This window comes from Novosphingobium sp., assembly GCF_036803765.1.
Taxonomy (GTDB): Bacteria; Pseudomonadota; Alphaproteobacteria; order Sphingomonadales; family Sphingomonadaceae; genus Novosphingobium.
This window is the reverse complement of record NZ_DAIRTS010000010.1, coordinates 38,575-64,658: the sequence shown is the minus strand read 5'-3', so window position 1 is coordinate 64,658 and position 26,084 is coordinate 38,575. Positions and strand designations below refer to the sequence as shown.

General features: G+C 67.6%; 18 protein-coding genes. 11 read left to right on the top strand and 7 right to left on the bottom strand.

Features of this window, described 5'->3' with window-relative positions; translation table 11 throughout:
• Positions 1-15 precede the first annotated feature (15 nt).
• Positions 16-3,330 carry a carbamoyl-phosphate synthase large subunit gene (gene carB / locus V7Q48_RS08765; RefSeq protein WP_333837579.1) on the bottom strand — a complete coding sequence of 1,105 codons (3,315 nt, stop codon included), beginning with the start codon at positions 3,328-3,330 and terminating at the stop codon, positions 16-18.
• 75 nt (positions 3,331-3,405) lie between these two features.
• Positions 3,406-4,581 (bottom strand): glutamine-hydrolyzing carbamoyl-phosphate synthase small subunit, encoded by a 1,176-nt coding sequence (gene carA / locus V7Q48_RS08760; RefSeq protein WP_333837577.1) that lies wholly within the window; start codon positions 4,579-4,581, stop codon positions 3,406-3,408.
• A gap of 159 nt (positions 4,582-4,740) precedes the next feature.
• On the opposite strand from carA, the gene V7Q48_RS08755 reads away from it, so the two are divergent.
• From V7Q48_RS08755 to rsmD, 6 genes are all read left to right on the top strand, one after another.
• On the top strand, positions 4,741-5,193 hold the full coding sequence (locus V7Q48_RS08755; protein ID WP_333837576.1) for a GatB/YqeY domain-containing protein: 453 nt from the start codon (positions 4,741-4,743) through the stop codon (positions 5,191-5,193).
• Between the two features lie 115 nt (positions 5,194-5,308).
• Positions 5,309-5,701, top strand: coding sequence for an endonuclease domain-containing protein (locus V7Q48_RS08750; RefSeq protein ID WP_333837575.1), 393 nt, complete (start codon positions 5,309-5,311; stop codon positions 5,699-5,701).
• A gap of 120 nt (positions 5,702-5,821) precedes the next feature.
• Positions 5,822-7,699 (top strand): DNA primase, encoded by a 1,878-nt coding sequence (gene dnaG, locus V7Q48_RS08745; protein WP_333837574.1) that lies wholly within the window; start codon positions 5,822-5,824, stop codon positions 7,697-7,699.
• Between the two features lie 84 nt (positions 7,700-7,783).
• A complete protein-coding gene (gene rpoD / locus V7Q48_RS08740) occupies positions 7,784-9,784 on the top strand; it encodes an RNA polymerase sigma factor RpoD (protein WP_333837573.1) in 2,001 nt (666 codons plus the stop codon).
• Between the two features lie 630 nt (positions 9,785-10,414).
• Positions 10,415-11,302 carry a pseudouridine synthase gene (locus V7Q48_RS08735; protein WP_333837572.1) on the top strand — a complete coding sequence of 296 codons (888 nt, stop codon included), beginning with the start codon at positions 10,415-10,417 and terminating at the stop codon, positions 11,300-11,302.
• A 5-nt stretch (positions 11,303-11,307) separates the two neighbouring features.
• The gene (gene rsmD / locus V7Q48_RS08730; RefSeq protein ID WP_333837571.1) at positions 11,308-11,862 is read left to right on the top strand and encodes a 16S rRNA (guanine(966)-N(2))-methyltransferase RsmD; all 555 of its coding nucleotides are present in this window, start codon (positions 11,308-11,310) and stop codon (positions 11,860-11,862) included.
• 3 nt (positions 11,863-11,865) lie between these two features.
• Here the strand turns inward: rsmD and V7Q48_RS08725 are convergent, their stop codons facing one another.
• Both V7Q48_RS08725 and V7Q48_RS08720 read right to left on the bottom strand, forming a co-directional pair.
• On the bottom strand, positions 11,866-13,125 hold the full coding sequence (locus tag V7Q48_RS08725; protein ID WP_333837570.1) for an MFS transporter: 1,260 nt from the start codon (positions 13,123-13,125) through the stop codon (positions 11,866-11,868).
• Between the two features lie 146 nt (positions 13,126-13,271).
• On the bottom strand, positions 13,272-13,892 hold the full coding sequence (locus V7Q48_RS08720) for a hypothetical protein (protein ID WP_333837569.1): 621 nt from the start codon (positions 13,890-13,892) through the stop codon (positions 13,272-13,274).
• A gap of 170 nt (positions 13,893-14,062) precedes the next feature.
• Here V7Q48_RS08720 and V7Q48_RS08715 point away from each other — a divergent pair, with 170 nt between their 5' ends.
• The 3 genes from V7Q48_RS08715 to V7Q48_RS08705 are packed head-to-tail and all read left to right on the top strand — an operon-like array spanning position 14,063 to position 19,379.
• Positions 14,063-16,438 carry an ATP-dependent helicase gene (locus tag V7Q48_RS08715; protein ID WP_442947113.1) on the top strand — a complete coding sequence of 792 codons (2,376 nt, stop codon included), beginning with the start codon at positions 14,063-14,065 and terminating at the stop codon, positions 16,436-16,438.
• 29 nt (positions 16,439-16,467) lie between these two features.
• A complete protein-coding gene (locus V7Q48_RS08710) occupies positions 16,468-18,612 on the top strand; it encodes a hypothetical protein (protein ID WP_333837568.1) in 2,145 nt (714 codons plus the stop codon).
• Positions 18,609-19,379 (top strand): DUF3142 domain-containing protein, encoded by a 771-nt coding sequence (locus V7Q48_RS08705; protein ID WP_333837566.1) that lies wholly within the window; start codon positions 18,609-18,611, stop codon positions 19,377-19,379. The genes V7Q48_RS08710 and V7Q48_RS08705 overlap by 4 nt, the downstream gene beginning before the upstream one ends.
• A 127-nt stretch (positions 19,380-19,506) precedes the next feature.
• Here the strand turns inward: V7Q48_RS08705 and V7Q48_RS08700 are convergent, their stop codons facing one another.
• From V7Q48_RS08700 to V7Q48_RS08690, 3 genes are all read right to left on the bottom strand, one after another.
• Entirely contained in the window at positions 19,507-21,156 is a 1,650-nt protein-coding gene (locus V7Q48_RS08700; protein WP_333837565.1) for an alkaline phosphatase D family protein, read from the bottom strand.
• 92 nt (positions 21,157-21,248) lie between these two features.
• Positions 21,249-22,712, bottom strand: coding sequence for a DEAD/DEAH box helicase (locus V7Q48_RS08695; RefSeq protein ID WP_333837564.1), 1,464 nt, complete (start codon positions 22,710-22,712; stop codon positions 21,249-21,251).
• A gap of 175 nt (positions 22,713-22,887) precedes the next feature.
• Positions 22,888-23,328, bottom strand: coding sequence for a hypothetical protein (locus tag V7Q48_RS08690; RefSeq protein ID WP_333837563.1), 441 nt, complete (start codon positions 23,326-23,328; stop codon positions 22,888-22,890).
• A 331-nt stretch (positions 23,329-23,659) separates the two neighbouring features.
• On the opposite strand from V7Q48_RS08690, the gene V7Q48_RS08685 reads away from it, so the two are divergent.
• Both V7Q48_RS08685 and V7Q48_RS08680 read left to right on the top strand, forming a co-directional pair.
• Positions 23,660-25,102: an FAD-binding oxidoreductase gene (locus V7Q48_RS08685; protein WP_333837562.1), complete on the top strand. Its 1,443-nt coding sequence runs from the start codon at positions 23,660-23,662 to the stop codon at positions 25,100-25,102.
• Positions 25,103-25,294: 192 nt separating this feature from the next.
• A complete protein-coding gene (locus tag V7Q48_RS08680) occupies positions 25,295-26,071 on the top strand; it encodes a SapC family protein (RefSeq protein ID WP_333837560.1) in 777 nt (258 codons plus the stop codon).
• The last annotated feature ends 13 nt before the right edge of the window (positions 26,072-26,084 follow it).

The window sequence follows — 26,084 nt, the reverse complement described above, 5'->3', positions numbered from 1 at the left end:
AGAACCCTGGGACGATCAGCGATAATAGTCTTGCAACGACTTCACTTCAAGTTCGGCACTGCGCATGGCCTCGATCGCCTCGGCCGAAGCAACCGACGCCGCCGCCGTGGTGAAGTAGGGCACCTTGGCGTTGAGCGCCGAAGCGCGGATCGACTGGGAGTCCTTGTGGCTCTGCCAACCCTCGGTGGTGTTGAAAATCAGCGCGATATCGCCGTCGATGATGCGGTCGACGATATGCGGGCGCCCTTCGGCCACCTTGTTGACCTGTTCCACGCTCACGCCCTCGTCCGCGAGGTAGCGGGCGGTGCCGCCCGTGGCGACGATCGTGAAGCCCAGCGCCGACAGCTTGCGCACGGCGGGCAGGACGACCGGCTTGTCGGTGTCCTTGACCGAGACGAACAGCGTGCCCGCCTGCGGCAAGCGCACGCCGGCGCCCAGCTGCGACTTGGCGAAGGCCATCGCGAACGTGTCGTCGATGCCCATGACTTCGCCGGTCGACTTCATCTCGGGCGAGAGCACCGGGTCGACGCCGGGGAAGCGCGCGAAGGGGAACACCGCTTCCTTGACCGCCATGTAGTCGATCTCGCGGCGGATTTCCGGCAGGTCGGTGAGGCGCTCGCCGGCCATGACGCGCGCGGCGTATTTGGCGATCGGCTGGCCCACGGCCTTGGCGACGAAAGGCACGGTGCGGCTGGCACGCGGGTTGACCTCGATAAGGTAGACCTCGCCGTCCTTGACCGCGAACTGGATGTTCATGAGCCCGCGCACGGTCAGCGCCTCGGCCAGCAGGACCGCCTGGCGTTCCATCTCGGCAACGATATCGGCCGGCAGGCTGTAGGGCGGCAGCGTGCAGGCGCTGTCACCCGAATGGATGCCCGCCTCCTCGATGTGCTGCAGCACGCCCGCGACGCGCACGGTTTCGCCGTCGGCCAGCGCGTCGACGTCGCACTCGATCGCATCGCGCAGGTACTGGTCGATCAGCACCGGGCTGTCTCCCGAGACCTGAACGGCGGTGGCGATGTAATCCTCGAGCTGCGCCTGGCTGTCGACGATCTCCATCGCGCGGCCGCCGAGCACGTAGCTGGGGCGCATCAGCACGGGATATCCGATGCGGTTGGCCACCGCGATCGCCTCGTCGCGGCTACGCGCAATACCGTTGGCCGGCTGCTTGAGCTTGAGCCGCTCGACGAGGTCGGCGAAGCGCTCACGGTCCTCAGCAAGGTCGATCGCGTCGGGCGACGTACCCAAGATGGGGATACCGGCATCCTCGAGCGCCTGCGCCAGCTTGAGCGGCGTCTGGCCACCGAACTGGACGATCACGCCGACCAGTTCGCCGTTCGACCGCTCGATGTCGAGGATCTCGAGCACGTCCTCGGCGGTCAGCGGCTCGAAATAGAGGCGATCGGACGTGTCGTAGTCGGTCGAGACGGTCTCCGGGTTGCAGTTGACCATGATGGTCTCGAACCCGGCTTCCTCGAGCGCGAAGCAGGCGTGGCAGCAGCAGTAGTCGAACTCGATGCCTTGGCCGATGCGGTTGGGACCGCCGCCGAGGATCACGATCTTGCGGCGATCGCTGGGCGCCGCCTCGTTCTCCGGCTCGCCGAAAAGCCCGCCTTCATAGGTCGAGTACATGTAGGGCGTGACCGCCTCGAACTCGGCCGCACAGCTGTCGATGCGCTTGAACACCGGGCGCACGCCCAGCTTGTGGCGCAGCGCGCGCACTTCGGCCTCGCTCGTCGCGCCGGCCATGGCCGAGACGACATCGTGGACGAGGCCCGAACGCGCGTGGTTGGGACCACCGGCGAGCGACACCGACGCGACCGCCAGCTTGGCAAGGCGCTTGTCCGAAAAACCCATGGCCTTGAGGCGGCGCATGCCGGCGGCATCGCGCGGCAGGCCGTTGGTGTTGATCACCTCTTCCTCGGCGATGATCTCGGCGATGTGGCGCAGGAACCACGGCTCGTACTTGGTGACGGCGTGGACGTCCTCGACCGTGAAACCTTCGCGGAAGGCCTGGCCGACGACGAGCAGGCGCTCGGGCGTGGCGCGGCTCAGCGCGGCGTTGATCTCGTCGCGGCTGGCGCCTTCGAGGGCCTCGTAGCGGTTGAAGCCGTCGAGCCCGGTCTCGAGGCCACGCAGCGCTTTCTGCAGCGATTCCTTGAGGTTGCGGCCGATTGCCATGACCTCGCCGACCGACTTCATCGCCGTCGAGAGCAGCGGCTCGGAGCCCTTGAACTTCTCGAAGGCGAAGCGCGGGATCTTGGTGACGACGTAATCGATCGTCGGCTCGAAGCTGGCGGGGGTGGCGCCGGTGATGTCGTTGGTGATCTCGTCGAGCGTGTATCCGACCGCGAGCTTGGCCGCGACCTTGGCGATCGGGAAGCCGGTGGCCTTCGACGCCAGCGCCGACGAGCGCGACACGCGCGGGTTCATCTCGATGACGATCAGCCGCCCATCCTTGGGATTGACTGCGAACTGTACGTTCGAACCGCCTGTTTCAACACCGATTTCGCGCAGGACCGCGATCGATGCATTGCGCATGATCTGGTATTCCTTGTCGGTCAGCGTCAGTGCCGGCGCGACGGTGATCGAGTCCCCGGTATGGACGCCCATCGGGTCGACGTTCTCGATCGAGCAGATGATGATGGCATTGTCGTTCCGGTCGCGGACGACTTCCATCTCGTATTCCTTCCAGCCGAGGAGCGATTCCTCGATCAGGACTTCGGTGGTCGGCGAGGCTTCCAAGCCGCCACGGACGATCTTGATGAACTCGTCCTTGTTGTAGGCGATGCCGCCGCCGGTGCCGCCGAGCGTGAAGCTGGGACGGATGATCGAGGGAAGACCCGTGGTCTCGAGCACCGCAAGCGCTTCCTCGACGGTGTGCGCCACGCCAGAGCGCGCCGATTCCAGCCCGATCTTGTCCATCGCGTCGCGGAACTTCTGGCGATCCTCGGCCTTGTCGATCGCCTCGGCGTCGGCGCCGATCATGAGCACGCCGAACTTTTCGAGCGTTCCGTCCTGCGCCAGCGCCAGTGCGGTATTGAGCGCGGTCTGCCCGCCCATCGTCGGCAGCACCGCGTCGGGGCGCTCCTTGGCGATGATCTTGGCGACCACCTCGGGCGTGATCGGCTCGACATAAGTCGCATCGGCCATGTCCGGGTCGGTCATGATCGTGGCCGGGTTCGAGTTGACCAGGATGATGCGGTAGCCCTCTTCCTTGAGCGCCTTGACCGCCTGCGTGCCCGAATAGTCGAACTCGCAGGCCTGGCCGATGACGATCGGCCCGGCGCCGATGATCAGGATCGAGGAGATGTCAGTGCGCTTGGGCATACGAGGGCCTTTGTCTTGTATCTGGCGTCGACCGTGCCGGGCACGGCGGAGGAGTTCACAAACGGATGCGGGGACTTAGCCCAGCATGCTCACGAACTTTTCAAACAGGTAGAAGCTGTCCTGCGGGCCGGGCGAGGCTTCCGGGTGATATTGCACCCCGAAGGCCTTCTTGCCGGCGATGGCGATGCCGCAGTTCGAGCCGTCGAACAGCGAGACATGCGTCTCGATGACACCCTCGGGCAGCGCGCCGGGCGTGTTGTCGACCGCGAAGCCGTGGTTCATCGAGGTGATCTCGACCACGCCGTCGGCATTGCGCTTGACCGGGTGGTTGGCGCCACGGTGACCCTGGTTCATCTTGGTGGTGCGGGCACCGGCGGCAAGGCCGAGCATCTGGTGGCCGAGGCAGATGCCGAAGATCGGCACGTCTGCGGCCAGTAGCTGCTGGATCACCGGCACGGCATAGGCGCCGGTCGCCGCCGGGTCGCCCGGGCCGTTCGACAGGAACACGCCCGCCGGATTGAGCGCCATGATCGCGTCGTAGCTGGTCTGGGCGGGAACCACCGTGACGTCGGCGCCGGCCTTGACCAGGTTGCGGAAGATGTTGTCCTTGGCGCCGAAGTCCATCGCCACGACGTGCGGGCGGCCGGTGCCCTCGGGACGGGTATAGCCCTCACCCAGGCGCCAGATCGAACCCTGCCAGTCGTGCTTGCCCTCGCGCGTAACGACGCGGGCGAGGTCGAGGCCCTCGAGGCCCTGCCAGCCACGCGCCTGTTCGAGCAGCGCGGGCAGGTCGAACGTGCCGTCGGGGCTATGCGCGATGACCGCGTTGGGTGCGCCCGAGACGCGGATGCGGCGGGTCAGCGCGCGGGTGTCGATGCCCGACAGGCCGATGCGGCCCTGGCGCTCCATCCATTCCTGGAAGGTGCCCTCGGCGCGGAAGTTGGCGGGAGCGGTGACATCCTCGCGCACAACGCAGCCGACCGCGCCGGGGACGCCATGGCTTTCCATGTCCTCGGCATTGGTGCCGACGTTGCCGATGTGCGGGAAGGTGAAGGTGACGATCTGCGCGGCGTAGCTCGGATCGGTCATCACTTCCTGATAGCCGGTCATCGCCGTGTTGAAGCACACCTCCCCCACGGCGGCACCGACAGCGCCGAAGCCGCGGCCCCAGGCCACCGAACCATCGGCAAGGACGAGAACACCCGTTGCTCCTTCTGGTTGGGACGCAAGCGAAAGGGCGGGGTCGGCCATTATGGGGGCGCTCCGTTGGCAGGGGTTCTGGCGATGTTGCTAAGGCCCGGCCGCTACGCCCCAATGGTCGCAGCGTCAACCTAGCGGTTCAAGAAAGTTTGTCCTAGAGGGACTCCTTTGCGGCCTTTTCCGGCCGCTTTTCACCCACAGGAACCCCAGATGATCCGTGACACGATCAAGGCCGCGCAAGTGGCTTCCATGAAGGCCGGCGACAAGAGCCGCCTCGCCGCCGTCCGCCTGATCCTCGCCAAGCTGAAGGACAAGGACATCGAGCTGCGCACCGCCGCGAGCGTGCCCGACGACGACGCGCTGGTGATCGACGTCCTGCAGAAGATGGTCAAGCAGCGCCGCGAATCGATCACGCTCTACGAACAGGGCGGCCGCCAGGAACTGGCCGACATCGAGAAGGCCGAGCTGGTGGTGATCGAGGAATTCCTCCCCGCGCAGATGTCGGAAGACGAGGTCAAGGCCGCGATCGCAGCGATCAAGGACGAACTCGGCGCCACCGGCATGAAGGACATGGGCCGCGTGGTCGGCGAACTGAAGGCGCGCCACGGCACGCAGATCGACATGGGCAAGGCCAGCGGCCTGGTGAAGGCGGCGCTGGGCTGAGATTTTTTATAACATTCCCTCCCCCGACCCCTCCCGCCTGCGAGAGGGGAGAATACAGCGCTACCAACTCCCCTCCCGCTTGCGGGAGGGGTCGGGGGAGGGCATGTTGGATACCATGAGCTCCGCCTGGCATCGCGCGAACGACAAGGGTGACCAACGCCCCACCGCCCGCGCCCGCCAGCTGAGGATCAACGCCACCACGCCGGAACGCCATATGTGGCAGGCGCTGCGCAGCCGGCAGGTGCTGGGTGTACGGTTCAATCGCCAGTTTCCGGTCGGCCCCTATATTTGCGACTTTGCTGCACGCACGCCGCGGTTGGTGATCGAGATCGACGGTGCCACCCATGCGGTCGCAGAGCCATATGATGTGCGTCGCACGGCGTACCTGGAAAGTGAACGCTGGCGCGTGGTGCGGTTCTGGAACACCGAGGTGATGAACAACCGTGATGGCGTGGTCCTGGAAGTGATGCGGGTGCTGCGTGAGCTGGGGGTAGAGGGTGATTTTTGACGTAACATGCCCTCCCCCAACCCCTCCCGCAGGCGGGAGGGGAGAATACAGCGCAACCCGCCCCCTTCCCGCTTGTGGGAGAAACGGGGCGAGCGCCTGTGGCAGAGAAGCCCCCACCCCATGAGTCTCACCCCACAATGGCTGGACGAACTGCGCAGCCGCATCGCGCTCTCGGGCGTGATCGGGCGGTCGGTGCGCGTCCAGAAAGCCGGGCGCGAGTTCAAGGCGTGCTGTCCGTTCCACAACGAAAAGACGCCCAGCTTCACGATCAACGACGAGAAGGGCTTCTACCACTGCTTCGGCTGCGGCGCGCATGGCGACGTGATCCGCTGGATGACCGACCACCAGGGCCTGCCGTTCATAGAGGCGGTCAAGGAACTGGCGGCCGAGGCGGGAATGGAAATGCCCGCGCTCGACCGGCAGGCGGCCAAGCGCGCCGAGGCGCAGAAGTCGCTGCACGACGTGATGCAGGCCGCGCAGGATTTCTTCGTCGCCAGCCTCAAGGGTCCGGGCGGCGAGCAGGCGCGTGCCTATCTCGCCTCGCGCGGGTTTCCCGACCGCGTGCAGCGCGAGTTCGGGTTCGGCTATGCGCCCGACAGCCGCACCGCCCTCAAGGAGGCGCTGGCGCAGTTTCCCGAAGCGATGCTGATCGAGGCCGGGCTGCAGATAGCGGTCGAGGGCAAGACGCCTTACGACCGCTTCCGCGGGCGCCTGATGCTGCCGATCGCCGACCAGCGCGGACGCGTGATCGCGTTCGGCGGGCGCATTCTGACTGCCGACAAGACCGACGCACCCAAGTACCTCAATTCTCCCGATACGCCGTTGTTCGACAAGGGCCGCACGCTCTACAACCTGCACCGCGCGGCGCCCGCGGCGCGCTCGGCCTCGCGCATCGTCGTGGTCGAGGGCTACATGGACGTGGTGGCGCTTGCCGCGGCAGGGATCGCCGAAGCGGTCGCACCGCTGGGCACCGCGCTGACCGAACACCAGATCGAGCGGCTGTGGCGCGTGACCGAATGCCCGACGCTCTGCTTCGACGGCGATGCTGCGGGACAGCGCGCGGCGATGCGCGCCGTCACGCGCGCTCTTCCGCTGCTGCGCCCCGGCCATTCGCTGCGCATCGTCACCCTCCCCGACGGCATGGACCCCGACGACGTGGTCAAGAAACGGGGCCGCGACGCCATGCTGGGCCTGCTCGGCACCGCGCGCAGCCTGGTCGAAGTGCTGTGGGAAGGCGAGCGCGACGCAGCGCCCCTGGCGACGCCGGAAGACAAGGCCGGCCTCAAGGCCCGGCTGCTCCAGCATTGCGAGACGATCCAGCACCCCGACATCAAGACGCTCTATCGCCGCGAACTGCTCGACCGCTTCGGCGAGCTGGTCTTTGCGCGCAAGGAACGCCCCGCCTTCACCCCCCGCCCCGCCGGCCAGCGCCCCTCTGCCCAGCGACAAGGCGGCGGGCGCGGGCCGTGGAAGCCTGGTCCACCGCCCTTGCCCGCCGAGGCCGCCAGCCGCCTGCAACAAAAGGTCGGATCGGGCTATGCGCTGCTGGCGGCAGTCCTCGCCGGGCTGGTGACGCATCCCGCCGCCCTTGCCCGGCATGGCGAGGCGCTGGCGCGGATCCACCCCGCCGACCCGGCGCAGGCGGCGCTGCTCGATGCGCTGCTGGTCTATGCCGAGAGCGGCGCCCCGCTTGAAAGCACGGCGCTGCGCCCCATATTGGACCAGCGGCAGCTCCAGGTGCCGTCGGCAGAGCACTACGACGGTCTGCGATTCGGCTTTCTCTCGCCCGGCAGCGCAACCGCGCAGGGTGAACTGGCCGAGGCGATCGAGCTGATTGTAGATCTTCCGGCGGTGGAAACGGCGCTGGCGCAAGCGACGGAGCGGCTCGAAACGGAATTATCCGACGAAAGCTTCGCCGAACAGCAACGATTGCTACAACGAAGGCTGGCGTTGCTGGCCCGGTTGGGGCAAATGGGTCGCACTCGTGCATCGTTATAATAGGAACCTATTGGACTCGGCCGCCTCGTCGGTGGCCGGCACACGGTCCCAAGGCGGCACGGTCATAGGGTGGTATCGGGGTTAATGGCTTCCAACGACAAGAACGATAGCGGTGACGCGCCGCTGATCGACCTGAACGAGGCTTCGATCAAGAAGCTCATCGCACGCGCCAAGCGGCGCGGGGTCATCACGTACGACGAGTTGAACGAAGCGCTCCCGCAAGACCAGATGTCCTCCGAGCAGATCGAGGACATCATGGCCGCGATCTCCGAAATGGGCGTGAACATCGTCGAGAGCGACGAGGACGCGGTCGATCCCGAAGAGCGCGAAGCCGAAGAGCCGGACGATTCCGATTCCGGGATGGACGACCGCCCGGTCGTCGAAAAGCGCAAGGAAACCATCGAGCGTACCGACGACCCGGTACGCATGTACCTGCGCGAGATGGGCGCGGTCGAACTGCTCAGCCGCGAGGGCGAAATCGCCATCGCCAAGCGCATCGAGGCCGGCCGCGACACCATGATCATGGGCCTTTGCGAGAGCCCGATCACCTTCCACGCGATCATCCAGTGGTCCGAGGCGCTGAACGCCGGCGAGATGCAGCTGCGCGAGATCCTCGATCTCGACGCGATGCTGTCGAAGGAGCCGCAGCCCGAGAACCTGTCCGAGGACGGCGAGGAAGCCGACGGCGAGATCAGCGAAGCCACCGCCGGCCCGACCTTCAAGGAAGAGGAAGACGTCGAGGAGGAAGAGGCCGAGGACGAGGACGACGAACTGCGTGAACGCCGCGCCCGTCCCGCCGAGGAAGAGGAAGAGGACAACACCCTCAGCCTCGCGCAGATGGAGGCGACGCTCAAGCCCGCCGCCCTCGAGCGCTTTGCCGAGATCACCAGCCTGTTCCGCCAGTTCGAGAAGCTGCAGGGCGAGCGCCTGGATGCGGTAGGCCTGGGCCTGCCCTTCCCCGCAGCCAAGGAAACCGAGTACCACAAGCTGCGCGAAGAACTCACCGCGCAGGTCGAGAGCGTGCAGTTCCACGCCTCGAAGATCGAGTACCTGGTTGACAACCTCTATGCCTTCAACCGCCGGCTGACCACGCTGGGTGGCCAGATGTTGCGCCTGGCGGAGCGTCACAAGGTCAACCGCAAGGACTTCCTCGATCACTACGTCGGGCGCGAGCTGGACGAGAACTGGCTGCAGTCGCACGCCACCCGCGACAAGAAGTGGGCGGCCTTTGCTGCCAACGAGGCCGCCGGTGTCGAGCGCATCCGCAGCGAAGTGTCCGACATCGCCAGCGCCACCGGCATGCAGCTGGCCGAATTCCGCCGCATCGTGAACATGGTCCAGAAGGGTGAGCGCGAGGCGCGCATCGCCAAGAAGGAAATGGTCGAGGCCAACCTGCGCCTCGTGATCTCGATCGCCAAGAAGTATACCAACCGCGGCCTGCAGTTCCTCGACCTGATCCAGGAAGGGAACATCGGCCTGATGAAGGCGGTCGACAAGTTCGAGTATCGTCGCGGCTACAAGTTCAGCACGTACGCCACGTGGTGGATCCGGCAGGCGATCACCCGCTCGATCGCCGACCAGGCGCGCACGATCCGCATCCCGGTGCACATGATCGAGACGATCAACAAGCTCGTGCGCACCAGCCGCCAGTTCCTTCACGAACAGGGCCGCGAGCCCACGCCCGAGGAAATGGCCGAGCGCCTGTCGATGCCGCTCGAGAAGGTTCGCAAGGTGATGAAGATCGCCAAGGAGCCGATCAGCCTGGAGACGCCGATCGGCGACGAGGAAGATTCGCACCTGGGCGATTTCATCGAGGACAAGAACGCGATCATCCCGGTGGATGCCGCGATCCAGGCTAACCTCAAGGAAACCGTGACGCGCGTGCTCGCCAGCCTCACCCCGCGTGAGGAACGCGTGCTGCGCATGCGCTTCGGCATCGGCATGAACACCGATCACACGCTCGAGGAAGTCGGCCAGCAGTTCTCGGTGACGCGCGAACGCATCCGCCAGATCGAGGCCAAGGCGCTGCGCAAGCTCAAGCATCCGAGCCGCAGCCGCAAGATGCGCTCGTTTCTCGACCAGTAAACCCTGGTCCACCATCCATGGACACTGCACGGCGTCGGTAGCGGGAAATCCCCGCTCTGGCGCCGTCGCTTTGACGGGAAGCCGCCTTTGCGATAAGGGCCGGCGATGACACTCCCCCCCAAAGGCAGGAGCGGCCGCCCGGGACGGCCCGCCGCATCCGACAGAGCCGCAAGTTCACGCCGTCCTGGCGACAAATCCGCGCCGCGTGACGCACGCGGGCGCGATGACCGTAGCCGCGACGATCGGTCGCGGGACGCGCATTCCCGCGACACCACCGCCCGGGGGCCTCGTGCCGAGCGGACCCGCGACGGCGACCGGGCCCGAGATGGCGACCGCGCTGGCCCACGCGATGGCGCCAAGCTGTCGGCGCGCGACGGGGCAAGGCCCGGTGCGAAGTCGGGCTTTCGCGATGGCCCGCGCTCTGCGCCGCGTGATGGTGCCCGACCGGCACCGCGGGACGGGGGCAAGGCTGCTCCGCGTGACGCCGTGCGCGGCAAGGCGCGCGATACGGCACGGCCTGCGGGTCGCGGGGCTGCCGCACCGGTCGAAGGCAAGCTGTCGCCTCGCCCGGCTACCCGCTCCGACGCGACGCCCAGTGGCGCCGCGCAAGCCCGTGCACTCAGCCGGCCGGTGGCCAAGCCTTATGCCAAGCCCTATAGCGCCGCTCATTCCAAGCCGGCGACGGTGCGACCCGCAGCGGGCGCTGACGAGGCTCCACGCGAAGGCGAGCGCATCGCCAAGCTGCTGGCCCGCGCCGGCGTCGCCTCGCGTCGCGAGGTCGAACGCCTGATCGCCGAGGGCCGCGTGCGGCTCGACAACGAACTGGTGACGACGCCGGCCACGGTGCTCAAGAACCTCAGGGGCGTCAGCGTCGATGGGCGCCTGATCGCCGCGGCCGCGCCGACGCGCGTGTTCCGCTTCCACAAGCCGGCCGGCCTGATCACTGCCGAACGCGACCCTTCCGGGCGGCCGACGATCTATAACGCGCTGCGCAATGCCCTACCGCCCGAGACGCCGCGCGTCATTCCCGTGGGCCGGCTCGACCTCAACACCGAGGGCCTGCTGCTGCTGACCAATGACGGCGAGCTCAAGCGCGCGCTGGAACTGCCTGCCACCGGCATTCCGCGCACCTATCGCGCGCGCACCTTCGGCGACATCACGCAGAGCCGGCTCGAGGAACTGATCGAGGGCATCGAGATCGACGGCATCCACTACGGCCAGATCGACGCCAACATGGAGCGCCGCACCGGGCGCAACCAGTGGATCGAAATGACCCTGACCGAAGGCAAGAACCGCGAAGTGCGCCGCGTGCTCGAACATCTCGGCCTGCAAGTCTCGCGCCTGCTGCGCACCGCGTACGGGCCGTTCGAGCTGGCCGACCTTCCGCGCGGCGGTGCCGAGGAAGTGCCGCAGGTGCTGGTCGAGCGATTCCGCAAGACGCTGAAGAGCGAACCGGCCAAGGGTCAGGCCCCATCGGCTGCGGCTCCGATGCCCAAGACCCCGTCACAGGAAAGCTGAGGCGCATGCGTATCATTTCCGGGGAATGGCGCGGGCGCAAGCTCGTCGCCCCGGCTGGGGACACCACCCGGCCCACCGCCGACCGCACGCGCGAGACGCTGTTCTCGATGCTGACCAGCCGCTTGGGCAACTTCGAGGGCCTGAAGGTCGCAGACCTGTTTGCCGGCTCGGGTGCGCTCGGGCTCGAGGCGCTGTCGCGCGGAGCGGCGCATTGCCTGTTCGTCGAACAGGATGCGGCGGCGATCCGTGCGATTCGCGCCAACCTCGCCGCGCTACGCGTGCAGGACCGCAGCGATGTCCGCGCGTCGTCAGTGCTGTCGCTCGGCCCGGTCAAGGAGCCGCTCGACCTCGTCATGCTCGATCCGCCTTACGGCACCGGCGCGGGATCGGTGGCGCTCGACAAGCTGATCCGGCTTGGCTGGATCGGCGAGGCGACGTGGATCAGCCTCGAGACCCATGCCGACGAAGTGCCGCAGCTAAAAACCTGCGTGGTCGATGCCGAGCGCAAGGTCGGCAAGGCGCGCCTGACGCTGCTGCGGCTGAAGGCGGCGGCCGCCTGACGTTTAGTTCGCCGGCTTGGGGGCAAGGACCACGCCGGCGAGCGTCACCGCACCGGCCAGCGTCAGGAACAGTCCGACGCTGGCCGTGCCGCCCTGCGCCGCAAGAAGCTGGGCAGCGAATGGCGTCAAAGCGCCGCCGATCACGCCACCGACGTTGAACGCGATCGAGATGCCGGTGTAGCGCACCGGCACGGCATAAAGCGTCGGCAGCCAGGCGCCGAGCGGGCCGTAGACCAGCCCCATGACGAACAGCGACAGCGCGAGCGTCGCAAAGACCAGCGGCAGCTGGCCCGATCCAAGGCCCAGACCGAAGACGAGGCCGACGAGGGCCGTCAGGGCCGCGCCGACGCGCAGCACGGCGGCGGGGCTGCGCTTGTCGGCCCACCAGCCGGCCACGATGATCCCGAGCGCCAGGAACAGGTTGGCACCGAGCTGCACCCCCAGGAACGACTGCCGCGAGAAGCCGAGCGTCTTCGTGCCGAACGAAAGCGCGAACGTGGTGGCGAGGTAGAAGATCGCGAAGCATGCGACGACGCCGGCGATGCCGGCCAGCACGGCGCCGGGATGACGGGCAAAGAGCCGCCCGACCGGCACCTTGGCCGGTGCCTCGGCATCGAGCGCCTCGCGGAACGCGGCGGTCTCGCCGATGCGCAGGCGCACCCACAGGCCGACGCCGACGAGCAGCGCGCTGGCAAGGAACGGCACGCGCCAGCCCCAGCGCACGAATTCAGCTTCGGGCAGAACCATGCCGAGCAGCAGGAACAGGCCGTTGGCAAAGAAGAACCCGACCGGCGCGCCGAGCTGCGGGGCGGCCCCGAAGCGCGCCTCCCAGCCCTTGGGCGCGTTTTCGACGGCAAGCAGCGAGGCCCCGCCCCATTCGCCGCCGAGGCCGAAGCCCTGGCCGAACCGCAACAGGCAGAGCAGCGCCGGTGCCAGCGGCCCCGCCATGGCGTAAGTCGGCAGGAACGCGATCAGCAATGTCGAGCCGCCCATCAGCATGAGCGAGGCGACCAGCGTCGACTTGCGCCCGATCCGGTCGCCGAAATGGCCGAACGCGATGGCACCGACCGGTCGGGCCACGAAAGCGAGCCCGAAGGTCATGAAGGCAAGCAGGATCTGTGCGGACGACGACTGCGCCGGGAAGAACAGCGGGCCGATCACGAGAGCCGCCGCCGTCGCAAAGATGTAGAAATCGTAGAACTCCACCGCCGTGCCGACGAGGCTGGCGGTGAGGACGCGGGCGTGCTGGCGGATCGGGTTCATGACGCTGCGGGGTTCCCTGTCGGGGCCCTGCTGTCAAGGGCAAGATGTTGGCCCGGCGTCCTTCCGCTCTCCCGCTGTGAGCGCACGAAAAAGGGCGCCGGCATGACCGGCGCCCTTCCCTTGCGACCCTTGCGGGCTATCGCGACTTACACGCCGCCGCGGTTACGGCAGCTGTCGGTCACGGTCTTCGAGCACAGCGGGTACTTCTTGGCCGCACCCGTGCCGGCGTCGTTGCTGGCATAAGCCGTGTTCGACGAAGTCGCCGGCGCGTTGCTGGCCATCGCGCTGTTGTCCGAGCTCATGGGAGCCGCAGCGTCATCCGCGTTGGAGGCCATGCCGCCCGAGCTTGCGGCCGGGGCACCCGAGGCTGCCGCCGGGGGCTGCGCGCCGGTGGCTGAGGCCGAGGCCTGGCCCTTCACCTGGGCCACGATCGTCGGCCAGATCTGCGAGCGCTGGTCGGGCGTCATGGCATAGACCTGGCCGCGCTGCTGGTCGGTCAGCGCCCACCAGCCCTTCTGCTGGTCGGCATTGAGGGTCCAGAAGTATTCCTGCTGGGCCGAGGGCCAGGCGTCATACTTGGTCTTCAGATCGGCAGGCCAGCCGTCGTACATGCCCTTCTGCTCGGTCGTCATGGTGAATGGACCGGCGGGAGCGGCAGGGGTTGCGGCCGCATCTGCGGCGGGTGGCGTTGCCATCGTGGTGGCCGACTGGGCGTGCAGAGCGGCGGGCAGCGTTGCGGCGGCAAGCGCAAAAGCGCTGATGGACATGAACTTACGCATGGGGATCGTCTCCTGTCTGAAAGATCCGAAGTTGCACAAGCTACGCTCGACGATGTCCGATCGTTTCCGCCTACACGACCAGTCGTGAACCAGGCCCGGCCAAGTGTTCGACCTGCCCCTCAGCTGCGACAAACCGTTGTTTTCTTGCTGTATGAGGGATGAATGAGCGGTTCATCGACGGTGTTTGGCCGATCATCCCGTCGCCGAAGTCGCTTGCGCGCGCGGCATCGGTTCCCTACCTGTTCCGCGTGAACTCGCTGTCCCCCTCCCCCGAACCCGGCTGGCTCGAAGGCCTCAACCCTCCCCAGCGCGAGGCCGTGCTGACAACCGATGGGCCGGTGCTGATGCTTGCCGGTGCCGGCACCGGCAAGACCGCCGCGCTGACCGCGCGCCTCGCCAACCTGCTCCACCTGCGCCTGGCCTACCCCTCGCAGATCCTGTGCGTCACCTTCACCAACAAGGCCGCGCGCGAGATGCGCGAGCGCGTAGGGCATCTCATCGGCCCGGCGGTGGAGGGCATGCCCTGGCTCGGTACGTTCCACTCGATCGCCGCCAAGATGCTGCGCCGTCACGCCGAACTGGTCGGGTTGACCAGCGCCTTCACAATCATCGACACCGACGACCAGTTGCGCCTGCTCAAGCAGCTGATCCAGGCCGAAGGCGTGGACGACAAGCGCTGGCCGGCGAAGCAGCTGGCGGGCCTGATCGACCGCTGGAAGAACCGCGGCCTGCTGCCGGCCGACATCGATGCCGGCGAGGCCGAAGCCTATGCCAACGGGCGCGGGCAGCATTTCTACCAGCTTTACCAGGATCGCCTGCGCACGCTCAATGCCTGCGATTTCGGCGATCTGCTGCTGCACATGCTGGCCATCTTCAAGACGCACCGCGACGTGCTGCAGGCCTGGCAGGACCGCTTCCGCTACATCATGGTGGACGAGTACCAGGACACCAACGCGGTGCAGTACCTCTGGCTGCGGCTCCTGGCACAGACCCGTAAGAACATTTGCGTGGTAGGTGACGACGACCAGTCGATCTATTCGTGGCGTGGGGCCGAGGTCGCCAACATCCTGCGCTTCGAGAAGGATTTCCCGGGCGCCAAGGTCATCAAGCTGGAGCAGAACTACCGCTCCACCCCGCATATCCTCGGCGCGGCTTCGGGCCTAATCGCCGAGAACGCCGAGCGACTGGGCAAGCAGCTGTGGACCGAGCGCGATGGCGGCGACCAGGTGCGCGTCATCGGCGTGTGGGACGCCCCCGAGGAAGCACGCCGCGTGGGCGAGGACATCGAGCGCCTCGAGCGCGAGGGCTGCCCGCTCGACCGCGTAGCGATCCTCGTGCGCGCGCAGTTCCAGACGCGCGAGTTCGAAGACCGCTTCATCCAGATCGGCCTCGGCTATCGCATCGTCGGCGGCTTCCGCTTCTACGAACGCGCCGAAATCCGCGATGCGCTGGCCTACCTGCGTCTCGTCGCGCAGCCGTCCGACGACCTTGCCTTCGAGCGGATCTACAACACCCCCAAGCGCGGGCTGGGCGACAAGACGCTGGAAAAGCTGTTCCGCTTTGCCCGTGCGCAGCAGATCCCGCTGCTGCGCGCTGCCTACGACATCGCCGACACCGACGAGCTCCCGACGCGTACGCGCAACACGATCCTTGCACTGGTGCGCGACTTCATGCGCTGGCGCGAGCAGGTCGCGACGCTGAGCCCGGCGGAACTGGCACGCACGATCCTCGACGAAAGCGGCTACACCGGGGCGCTGCAGGCCGAAAAGAGCGCCGAGGCCAATGGGCGGCTGGAGAACCTCTCGGAACTCGTCCGCGCGATGGAAGAGTACGAGACGCTCGGCGATTTCCTCGAGCACGTCAGCCTGGTCATGGACAACGAGGCGCAGAGCAACGAGGACAAGGTCACGATCATGACCATCCACGCCGCCAAGGGCCTCGAATTCGACCAGGTGTTCCTGCCCGGCTGGGAGGAAGGCGTGTTTCCCTCGCAACGTGCGCTCGACGAGGGCGGTCTCGCCAGCCTCGAGGAAGAACGCCGCCTCGCCTACGTGGCGATCACCCGCGCGCGCAAGCGCTGCACGATCCTCCATGCTGCCAATCGGCGCATCTATGGGCAGTGGACCAGCGCGATCCCCTCGCGCTTCATCGAGGAACTGCCCGAGGACCACATCGAGCAGGAAACCACGATGTCGGGCGGGGCGTCGCTGTGGCGGGCCAACTGGTCGGAGGCGAGCGATCCCTTTGCCGACGTGGCGCGCAATCATCCCTCCAAGATCGTCACGCGCGGGCCGGGCTGGCAGCGCGCGGCGGCGCAGGCCTATGATCCCAAGCCCCGCCGCGTGCCCGAGAACACGCGCAGCGCCGCGAGCTTTGCCAGCAAGCCGCGCGCCGACCTTGGCGTCGGCGCACGGGTGTTCCATGACAAGTTCGGCTATGGCACGGTCCAGGGCCAGGAAGGCAACAAGCTGGAAATCGAGTTCGAGAGCGGCGGGGTCAAACACGTGCTCGACAGCTTCATCAAGCCGGCCTGATCGGACAGGCCGCGACAGGGGGGACGGCCATGGCAGCATCACTACGCCGCACACGCATCACCTTGGCCCTGGCAGCCACGGCGTCGATCGGCATCGGCGCGACGCTCGCCTGGGCCTGCGCGGACAGTTCGTGCGATCCGACCTGGCGGCTCGATGCTCCGACTTATGCCTGCGACGGGCGGGCGATGCTTGCGCCGGGGAACGACACGCGCATCAACCTGCTGCTGCTGATGCGCAGCCTCGTAACCATCGACGACAGCAAGGTCGCCTATGGCAAGCCCGACTGGGACGACGACAAGCTGGGGCACGTCTTCGTCAGCTGGAAGGGCCTTCGCACGACCTTGTGGCCCGAGCCGGCCGAAGCGGATACGGGCAGTGCAGCGGCCCCCGCCTGCAGCGTGCCACAAGAGGCGCAAGATGCCTTTGCCGCGGCCCTCGCCGCCGACAAGCGCGTATCGGCTGACGATCGCACCGCGCTGACCAGCCTTCGCGCGAAGTCCGGGTGCGACGGCGGCGATGCGTCGCCGAGCGTCGGTGCCCCTGCGCGCGACTACCTGGCCTATCTGCAGGCGGCCGACGCGTTTCACCGCAGCCAATGGGACAAGGCGCGCACGGGCTTTGCCGCGCTGACCCGCAGCGCGTCGCCCTGGATCGCCGAGACGGCCAGCTACATGCCGGTGCGGATCGGCTTGCGCGCGGCGGTCTCCGGGTCGATGGACCAGTACGGCGACTTTGCGGGGCTGGACAAAGTCGACACCGCCGCTGCCCGTGCAGCCGGCACCGCGATCGATGCGTATCTGACCGCCTATCCGAAGGGACGCTATGCCGCCTCGGCCGAGGGGCTCAGGCGGCGGGTATGGTGGCTGACGCAGCAGACCGGCCCTTTGGCCGCGCGTTACGAGGCGATGCTGCGTGCGACCCCGGCCACCAGCGCCGCCGCCGCCGATCTCGCCGAAGAGATCGATGTGCGTCTGTTCGAGGTCGAGGGTGGCGCGGGCAAGGTTCTCGCCGCCGGGCAGGACTTGCCCCTGCTCAGTGCGGTCGCCGATCTCAAGCAGATGCGGCCGGTCGAGGCGGGCAAGCCCCTGCCCCTCACCGCTGCGATGGTCGAGGCACAGGCCGCGAAATTCTCCGCGATGCCCGAGCTCTACGGCCTCGTGGCCGCCAGCCGCGCCTATTATGCCGGCGAAGCGCCACGCACGATCTTGCCGCTGCTGCCCGACGCCGCCCGGCAGCCCGCCTATTCGCCGCTCGCGTTCAGCCGGCAGGTATTGCGCGGTATGGCACTGGGCCGCGCGCACGACGCCAACGAGGCCGGGTTCTGGCGCGAATTGGCCAGTGGCGCGCGAGGGGCCTGGCAGCGGCCGCTGGTCGAGCTAGGCCTTGCCTTGCGCTGGCAACGCGATGGCCAGCTTGCGCAGGTCTTTGCGCCGGGTTCGCCGATCGGGGACACCACGCTGCGCCAGCTCATGCTCCAGACCATGACCAGCCCTGCGATCCTGCGCGCGAGTGCCGCGGACGCCACGCGACCGGCCGACGAGCGTAACGTCGCGCGCTTCACGCTGCTCTACAAGGGGCTGACCCGCGGCGCCTATGCCGACGTCGCGCGCGACTTGGCCCTGGTGCCTCCGGGCAAGGCCGACACCGATGCGTGGTATGGTGCTGGGCTTGCGACCCCGCCCCCGGCGCGTTTCGCTGCCGGCAAATGGTCGGACGGCTTTGCCTGCCCGCCGCTCGCCCAGACGGTCGCCACGCTGGCGCGCGCGCCGATGGATCAGGCGGCGCGGTTGTGCCTCGGTGATTTCTATCGCCTCAACGGGTTCGATGGCTTCACGCTCTATCGCCCGCAGACCGATCCCGACATGGGCGGCGCGGCCAATCAGCTGGGCTCCGCCCCCGACCTGTATCCGGGCAAGCCGGCGTCGCGTGATACGTTCTATGCCGCGATCATTGCAGACAAGGCTGCATCGGCCGATCTACGCGCCTATGCGCTTTATCGCATGATCCAGTGCTACGCGCCGTCAGGCCACAACACTTGCGCCTGGCCTTCCGCCAATTACGAAACGTGGCTCGCCGCCGATGCCCCCAAGGCACAGCGCAAGGCCTGGTACGACGAGTTGAAGGCCCGCTACCCCACCAGCCGCTGGGCCAAGGCGCTGCGGTATTACTGGTGATCAGGCTTCGCATATCGGGATCGCTCGCGGCGGCGTTGGTTTGCGCGATGCTCGGCGGCTGCGACAGCGGGAAGGCACCGGCCTCCAGCAAGACCGCCAGCCCGGCCGCGGCTCCGTCGATCGACGCGCGGCGCTATGACGCGTTCTACGTCTGGCCCGGCGTGCGCCCCTCGCCGGCACTCACACCGCACCTGCTGTACCTGCTCGACGGGGAAGTGCGCCGCCGGCCTGGGCCTGCGCGCTTCACCCGCCTGCGCCCCGGCACGCCACATCTGCCCGGAACACCGCTGTGGCTGGTGGTGCGGGTCGACCGGCTCGACCTCGGCGAACGCAACTGGGCGGCGATCATCGCCGACATGCAGCGCTGGCAGGACGCGGGCAATACCGTGGCCGGCCTGCAGATCGACTTCGATGCCGCAACCTTGGGGCTGGATCGCTATGCCGCCTTCCTGGCCGAGGCCCGCCGGCAGCTGCCTCGCCCCTGGAAGCTGTCGATCACCGGATTGATGGACTGGGCGGCGAACGGCGACCCGCAGGCCCTCGCCGCGCTCAAGCCAGTGGTCGACGAGGTCGTGGTGCAAACCTACCAGGGGCGATCGACCATCCCCGGCTACGAGGCGTGGTTTGCGAAGATGACGCACTTTCCCCTGCCGTTCCGCGTCGCTTTGGCGGAGGGCGGCGCGTGGACGCCACCGGCGATGCTGGCCCACGAGCCGCAGTTTCGCGGCTATGTGGTGTTCTTGATGTCGAAGCGGGTGAAGGGGTGAGTTTGGAGGTGTCGTTTGAGGTATCCACCACCCCCAACCCCCTCCTCTGAAGAGGAGGGGGCTATATGGCGCTCTCCCCCTCCTCTACAGCGGAGGAATCGGGGGGCGGTAGCTGCCTAAAACCACGTCACCCCATGCGGTGCGCGCCCGCCCGCACTGTCGCGCGATGCCCCACGGTTGCGGCGATGCTGCGCTCGCGAATGGTGTCGAGCATGATCCATTCGTTGGTCACGGCATCGGCGGTAACGGTCAGGGCCATGTAGCCGCGCCGCGCGGTGTCGCACCACGCCAGTTCCGGATTGTCCTCGACCAGAGCCCGCGCCACCGTCGCCGGCGCGGTGCGCACATCGTGCTCGAAGCCGGGCGACGTCACCGAATGCCCGGCGAACTCGACTGCCGCCGGTTTGCCCTCGTGCATCAGGTTATAGGCCCAGGCATTGTGGCTGTCGCCTGACAGGACGACGGTGTTGCCGCCCATGCCCCGCACTTGGCGCAGGAACCGCGCACGCGCGGCGGGGTAGCCGCCCCAGCTGTCGAAATTGAACGGCAGGCCGACGCTGGCCGCGGTCAGGCCGGCGCCGATATAGCGCGCGGTGCCGGGCGCCTCGTTGGACAGCCAGCTTTGCGCCGCCTTGGGCATCACGGTGTTGCCCATGATCGTGCCGAAGCCGACGATCTGCCACGGACGCCCGCTGCGCACCGACCGCTGCATCGCACCGGCCAGCCACGCTTCCTGCTCGCTGCCCATCATGCTCGCCGCAGGGTCCTGCCAGGCGCCATCGCGGAACGACTTGAGCGCCGCGACGGGGTCGGCATCCTTGAACAGCGGGGCAATGTCGGGCTGCTGCGTGCGGCCCAGCACGCGCGTCTCGGTGCGGAACAGCGTGGCAAGCCCGCCGATGTCGTACGCGGCCCAGGGTGCCTCGCTCACCGGCATCCATTCGCGATAGACCTGCATCGCGGCATCCTTGCGCGCGCCCCAGTCGCCGTCGGTGGCCGGGTCGTGATGCTCCGCGCCCCCTTCCCAGCTGTCGTTGGCGCTCTCGTGGTCGTCCCACTGCGCGATCATGGGGAACCGGCGGTGCAGCTCCTGCAGATCCGGATCGGCGCGATAGCTGGCGAAGCGCAGGCGATAATCGGCTGTGTGGACGGTGGTGCCGTCGGGCAGGATCACCCGGCCGGGCAGCGCTTCCTGCAGTGTCGGATAAGTGCCGCGCTGGTATTCGTAAAAGTAATCGCCGAGGTGAATAGTGCAGTCGAACGCGTCGCTCGCCGCGGCATGGGCATAGGCGTTGAACCAGCCGAACGGCAGGTTGGAACACGAGAACACCGCGGCGCGCCACGGCTGGCGCCCATCGGCGGGCAGCGTGCGCGTGCGCCCGATCGGGGACATGCTGCCGTCCGGCGCGATGAAGCGGAAGAAGTAGCGGCGGGCCGGCATGAGGCCGGTTGCGACGATCTTGACGGTGTGGTCGCGCCATGGCCCCGTCTGCGTGGCGCCGCCAGACACGATGCGGGCAAAGTCCTCGGTTTCGGAGAGCTCGACCCGCACGTCGGCAGGCCCGCGATTCGTCGGCACGTAACGGGTCCACAGCAGGACCTCATGCGCCGCGGGCTCACCGCTCGCCACCGAATGCGTGAAACCGCTCGCCGTCAGCAGGCCGGCCGCGCGCGCCCAGTCGGGCAGGAGTAGCGCGGATGCGCCGAATGCCGCGGTCTTGAGGATCTGGCGGCGGGTGGAAGCAGGCGACGCGGCGGAATTGGTGGCGAAGGACATGGCGGGGGACTTCCTGCTGGCGCGGTGCCACCACATGGCACCGCGTTCCCCCCGCCACCTTCAGGTGACAGTGTGATGACCGTCAGGCCGCCTCAAAGGGCGGAAACGTGCAGGAACTCCGGAATCGGGCCGTTCCATTCACCCGGCGGCGATTGCGGCTCGCGGCGTTGGTGCGGATGCTGGGACGCCACGTCGCCATAGCGCGATGAACGCTCGGGCCTTTCAGGCGCGGTACGGGCCACGCGCTCGGCCGGGGCCTGGCGTTCGGGGCGCTCTGACCGCTCGCGGGCAGGCGCCTGGGCTTCGACCTCGGCAGTCTCTTCGCTACGCTCGGACTTGCGCCGGCGACCGGAGCGCGCTTCGCGGGGCTTGCGATCCTCGTCCTCGCCACGGCGCGACTTGCGCGCGGGCTTGTCCTCGACCGGCGCCTCTTCGGCGGTGGTATCGAGCGCCAGAACCGGGATCTTGTTGCCGGTCAGCTTCTCGACGTTGTCGATCGCTTCGGCATCCTCGGGGCTCACCAGTGTGAAGGCGCGGCCGGTGGCGCCGCCGCGACCAGTGCGGCCGATGCGGTGGACATAGTCGTCCGGGTGCCACGGCGTGTCAAAGTTGAAGACATGGCTCACGCCCTTCACGTCGAGACCGCGTGCGGCGACGTCGGAGGCGACCAGAATGTTGATCACGCCGTCCTTGAACTTCTGCAGTTCGGCAAGGCGCGCCGGCTGGTCCATGTCTCCATGAATCTCGCCTGCGGAAAAACCATGGCTTTTCAGGCTCTTGGCCAGCTCGCGCACCGTCGTCTTGCGGTTGCAGAAGATGATCGCGGTGCTGACGTTGTCGGTCTTGAGCAGTTGGCGCAGCGTGTCGCGCTTGCCCCGGCTGGTGGTCTTGACCTTGAACTGGGCGATGTTGACGTTGAGGCTGGCAGGCCGCGCCACTTCGATGGACTTGGGGTTCGACAGGAACTTGTCGGCCAGCTTCTTGATCGGCGGCGGCATCGTCGCCGAGAACAGCAGCGTCTGGCGCTGCGCGGGCAGCTTGGAACAGATCGACTCGATGTCGGGGATGAAGCCCATGTCGAGCATGCGGTCAGCCTCGTCGATGACCAGCAGTTCGCAGCCCGTGAGCAGGATCTTGCCCCGCTCGAACAGGTCCATCAGGCGGCCCGGCGTCGCGATCAGGACGTCCACGCCTTCCTGCAGCGCCTTGACCTGGTCGCCCATCTGCACACCGCCGATCAGCAGCGCCATCTTGAGATCGTGGTTCTTGCCGTACTTCTCGAAATTCTCGGCGACCTGCGCGGCGAGTTCGCGCGTCGGCTCGAGGATCAGCGAGCGCGGCATCAGCGCGCGACGGCGGCCGTGCGCGAGAATGTCGATCATCGGCAGCACGAAACCGGCGGTCTTGCCGGTGCCCGTCTGGGCGATGCCGATGATGTCGCGCATCATCAATACGGAGGGGATCGCCTGCGCCTGGATCGGCGTCGGCTCGTCATAGCCGGCATCCGTGACCGACTTGAGCAATTCGTCTGATAGGCCGAGATCGGCAAACTTCATGCGGGTAATGTTCCGAAAATCGAGGGAGACCGCCTCCTGCCGGCGTCGCGCCTGACCAGCGCCACGCGGCCAATGGCCGACCACCCGGGCCGGCCCATGCGTGGCCCGGCGCTCACAGCGCGTCGCTAAGCCGAATATGCAGGGAAAGTCAAGGAAAGCCGCCCGGATCGCGCTGTCAGCGCCCTATTTCCTGCAGCCGGGTGATACCGCAAGTGGCACCGGCCCGCGAGTGGATCATGTCACGCCGCGCACAGAGCATCCCGTCGCTGCTGCGCTCGGCATAGAAGCCGACGTAGAAATCGCGCGCGCTGCACGATTTCTCGAGATTTGCGACGAGCTGCCGGCGATCGCGCAACAGCAGCACGATCTGGCGATCCGAGGATGTCGCAGCGGTTGCGCCGATGAGATTCATCGGCACGCAGTTGGGGCCGCGGCGCAGGCGCGGGGCGCCGTTGTACGGCATCGGCGGCGGCCCCGGCAGCGGCATCTCGCGCCCCATGCCGGGGGCGATGCGGATGATCAGGCGCTGCTCGATACGCACCTGCGACCAACCATCGTCGTCGATCGCATCGCTGATGGCACGATCGGCACCGCCAGGCTGCGGTACGGTTGGCATCGCCGAAGGAAGCGAGGTCGACAGATGCGCCGATCCGTGCCGGGGAAACGCAACATCCGGCCCGGAAGCGACGCTTATCAGCGCCGCCGTGGCCACAAAGGCATGGGCAAGACCTGGCATCAGCACATCGACAACGAACGCGATCCTCAATCCGGCCCGACGGTGGCCCTGTCCGGCAGCGCTGCCCCCTGTCGGCAACGGCCGGTTGTTGTGTTCGGCCACCTTTGCAATCGGGCGCTTGAACATCCGCTTAACCCGCGGCCGCCCCGCCGCGCAAAAGGAAATGTAAAAAGCCGTTGATGCACGGCGAACAGGGGTCTAGCCGGTGCCGATGGTCGAAACGCTCGCTCCGCGCGCCGATGGCGCCGTGTTCCTCGAAGAAGCCGCTGCCCTGCTGGGCACCAAGGGCTTCACCACCGATGCCGAAACCATCGCACCCTGGCTGACCGACTGGCGCCAGCGCTTTACCGGCCGCGCGCTCGGCATGGCCTCGCCTGCCGATACCGCGCAAGTCGCCGCGCTGGTGCAGCTTTGCGCGAAGCACGGCGTGCCGATCGTGCCGCAGGGCGGGAACAGCGGCATGTCGGGCGGCGCCACGCCCGACGAGACCGGCCGCGCCGTCGTCTTGTCGCTGCGCCGCATGAACGCCATCCGCGCGGTCGATCCCGCGGCCCGCACCGCGACGTGCGAAGCCGGTGTGATCCTACAGGTGCTGCACGAAGCCGCCGAGTCCAAGGGCCTGCGCTTCCCGCTGTCGCTGGGCGGAAAGGGCTCGGCAACGATCGGCGGGCTGATCTCGACCAATGCCGGCGGCACGCAGGTGCTGCGCCACGGCTCGATGCGCGCGCTGGTCCTCGGGCTCGAGGCGGTGATGCCCGACGGTACTGTGTTCAACCAGCTGGTCCCCCTCAAGAAGGACAACCGCGGCTTCGATCTCAAGCAGCTGCTGATCGGGTCAGAGGGCGTCTTGGGCATCGTCACTGCCGCGACGCTGAGGCTCGAGCCCGCGATCGCCGCGCGCGAAGTGCTGTGGGCGGGTGCGGAAAGCCTCACCGCGGCGCGCGAAGTGCTGCTCATGGCCGAGCGTATCGCCGGCCCCTTCCTCGAAGGGTTCGAGGTCATGCCGCAGCACAGTCTCGATGCCGTGCGCGACTACCTGCCCGGTGCGCGCCAGCCGCTTGCCGAGGACCATACCTGGCACATCCTGATCGAACTGGTCGGCGATGCCGATGGCGCCGCGCGCCTGCCTGATCTCGCGCAACGCGTGCTCGAGGAGGCGTTCGAGGCCGGCTTGATCCAGGATGCGACGATCGCGGCCAACGACACCCAGGCTGAGGCCTTCTGGAACCTGCGCGAAACGATCGCACCGGCCGAGCGCGCGCTCGGCCCCGCCGTGCAGCACGACATCAGCGTGCCGGTCGAGCGCATGCCCGCCTTCGTGGAAGAAGCGGTGCCGCTGCTCGAGGGTCAGTGGCCCGGCACGCGCGCGGTCGGCTTCGGTCACCTGGGCGACGGCAATATCCACTTCCACGTGATCGCGCCGGCAGGCGTCGACCGCGCCGAATGGGAAGCCGGCGACGGCAAGGCGATCAGCCGCCAGGTTCATGACATGGTCACGGCGTGGGGCGGCTCGATATCCGCCGAGCACGGCATCGGCCAATTGAAGCGCGACGAATTGGCGCGCCTCGGCGATCCCGTGGCCTTGTCGATCCTTCGCTCGGTGAAGCAGGCGCTCGATCCCCAGGGACTGATGAACCCCGGCAAGCTGGTCTGACACCGGTCTTAGCAACGCTGCACGGCTGACAGGCGCCGGGGCAACACATTCCTGCCCCGGCGCTGCGTCGGCCGCTTGTCAGTGTATCGCGCAGGCCGTATGGCCCTGCCACGCCCGTGTCCCGCGCGCCGGCGGCGTCCCGCCGTCGTTCGTGCGCCATGTCGGCCCAATTCTGTGTTTCGGAGAGAGTACATGGCCAGCGCGCCGCAAGCCAATCTGCCCCTGTTCTACCAGGACCTCATGCCGCTCAACACGCGCGACCACGCCACGTGGAAGGCGCGCGGCGCCCAGTCGGCCCCGTGGCTGATCGGCCAGCACGCCATTCCGCTGACCGTGGAAGAATTCCCGCAGGCCGCCCGTCACTTCCCGATCATCTTCGCCTCGGGCGACAACCCGGTGCCGCTCGCGCTCATGGGTCTCAACGAAGGCGTCAACGTCTTCGTGAACGAGGAAGGCACGATCGACCAGCCGGTGTACCTGCCGGCCTATGCGCGCCGCTATCCCTTCATGCTCGCCAAGCTGACGCCCGACAGCGACGAACTCTCGCTGTGCTTCGACCCGTCGAGCGGCCTCGTCGGTGAATTCGACGAAGGTGAGGCGCTGTTCGACGGCGACCAGCCGAGCGAAGCGACCAAGCAGGCGCTGCAGTTCTGCGAGCAGTTCGAGCAGGCCGGCCTGCGCACCCAGGCGTTCATCGACGAGCTGAACAAGCACAACCTGCTGATGGAAGGCGAAGTCGCCATCCAGCAGACCGGCGTCGACCAGCCGTTCATCTATCGCGGCTTCCAGATGGTCAACCAGGACAAGCTGCGCGACATCCGTGGCGACGTGCTGCGCGGCTGGGCGCAGAGCGGCCTGCTGCCGCTGATCTATGCGCACATCTTCTCGCTCGACCTGATGAGCACGATCTTCGGCATCCAGGCCCAGCAGGGCAAGGCGCCGGCCCCGACGCTCGCACCCGCGATCTGATCGGACGCCGGCC

Bases quoted from the DNA above. Each gene is read 5' to 3' on its own strand.
- carB (WP_333837579.1), bottom strand. From the start codon at position 3,330: ATGCCCAAGCGCACTGACATCTCCTCGATCCTGATCATCGGCGCCGGG.
- carA (WP_333837577.1), bottom strand. From the start codon at position 4,581: ATGGCCGACCCCGCCCTTTCGCTTGCGTCCCAACCAGAAGGAGCAACG.
- V7Q48_RS08755 (WP_333837576.1), top strand. From the start codon at position 4,741: ATGATCCGTGACACGATCAAGGCCGCGCAAGTGGCTTCCATGAAGGCC.
- V7Q48_RS08750 (WP_333837575.1), top strand. From the start codon at position 5,309: ATGAGCTCCGCCTGGCATCGCGCGAACGACAAGGGTGACCAACGCCCC.
- dnaG (WP_333837574.1), top strand. From the start codon at position 5,822: ATGAGTCTCACCCCACAATGGCTGGACGAACTGCGCAGCCGCATCGCG.
- rpoD (WP_333837573.1), top strand. From the start codon at position 7,784: ATGGCTTCCAACGACAAGAACGATAGCGGTGACGCGCCGCTGATCGAC.
- rsmD (WP_333837571.1), top strand. From the start codon at position 11,308: ATGCGTATCATTTCCGGGGAATGGCGCGGGCGCAAGCTCGTCGCCCCG.
- V7Q48_RS08725 (WP_333837570.1), bottom strand. From the start codon at position 13,125: ATGAACCCGATCCGCCAGCACGCCCGCGTCCTCACCGCCAGCCTCGTC.
- V7Q48_RS08720 (WP_333837569.1), bottom strand. From the start codon at position 13,892: ATGTCCATCAGCGCTTTTGCGCTTGCCGCCGCAACGCTGCCCGCCGCT.
- V7Q48_RS08715 (WP_442947113.1), top strand. From the start codon at position 14,063: ATGAATGAGCGGTTCATCGACGGTGTTTGGCCGATCATCCCGTCGCCG.
- V7Q48_RS08710 (WP_333837568.1), top strand. From the start codon at position 16,468: ATGGCAGCATCACTACGCCGCACACGCATCACCTTGGCCCTGGCAGCC.
- V7Q48_RS08700 (WP_333837565.1), bottom strand. From the start codon at position 21,156: ATGTCCTTCGCCACCAATTCCGCCGCGTCGCCTGCTTCCACCCGCCGC.
- V7Q48_RS08695 (WP_333837564.1), bottom strand. From the start codon at position 22,712: ATGAAGTTTGCCGATCTCGGCCTATCAGACGAATTGCTCAAGTCGGTC.
- V7Q48_RS08690 (WP_333837563.1), bottom strand. From the start codon at position 23,328: ATGCCAACCGTACCGCAGCCTGGCGGTGCCGATCGTGCCATCAGCGAT.
- V7Q48_RS08685 (WP_333837562.1), top strand. From the start codon at position 23,660: ATGGTCGAAACGCTCGCTCCGCGCGCCGATGGCGCCGTGTTCCTCGAA.
- V7Q48_RS08680 (WP_333837560.1), top strand. From the start codon at position 25,295: ATGGCCAGCGCGCCGCAAGCCAATCTGCCCCTGTTCTACCAGGACCTC.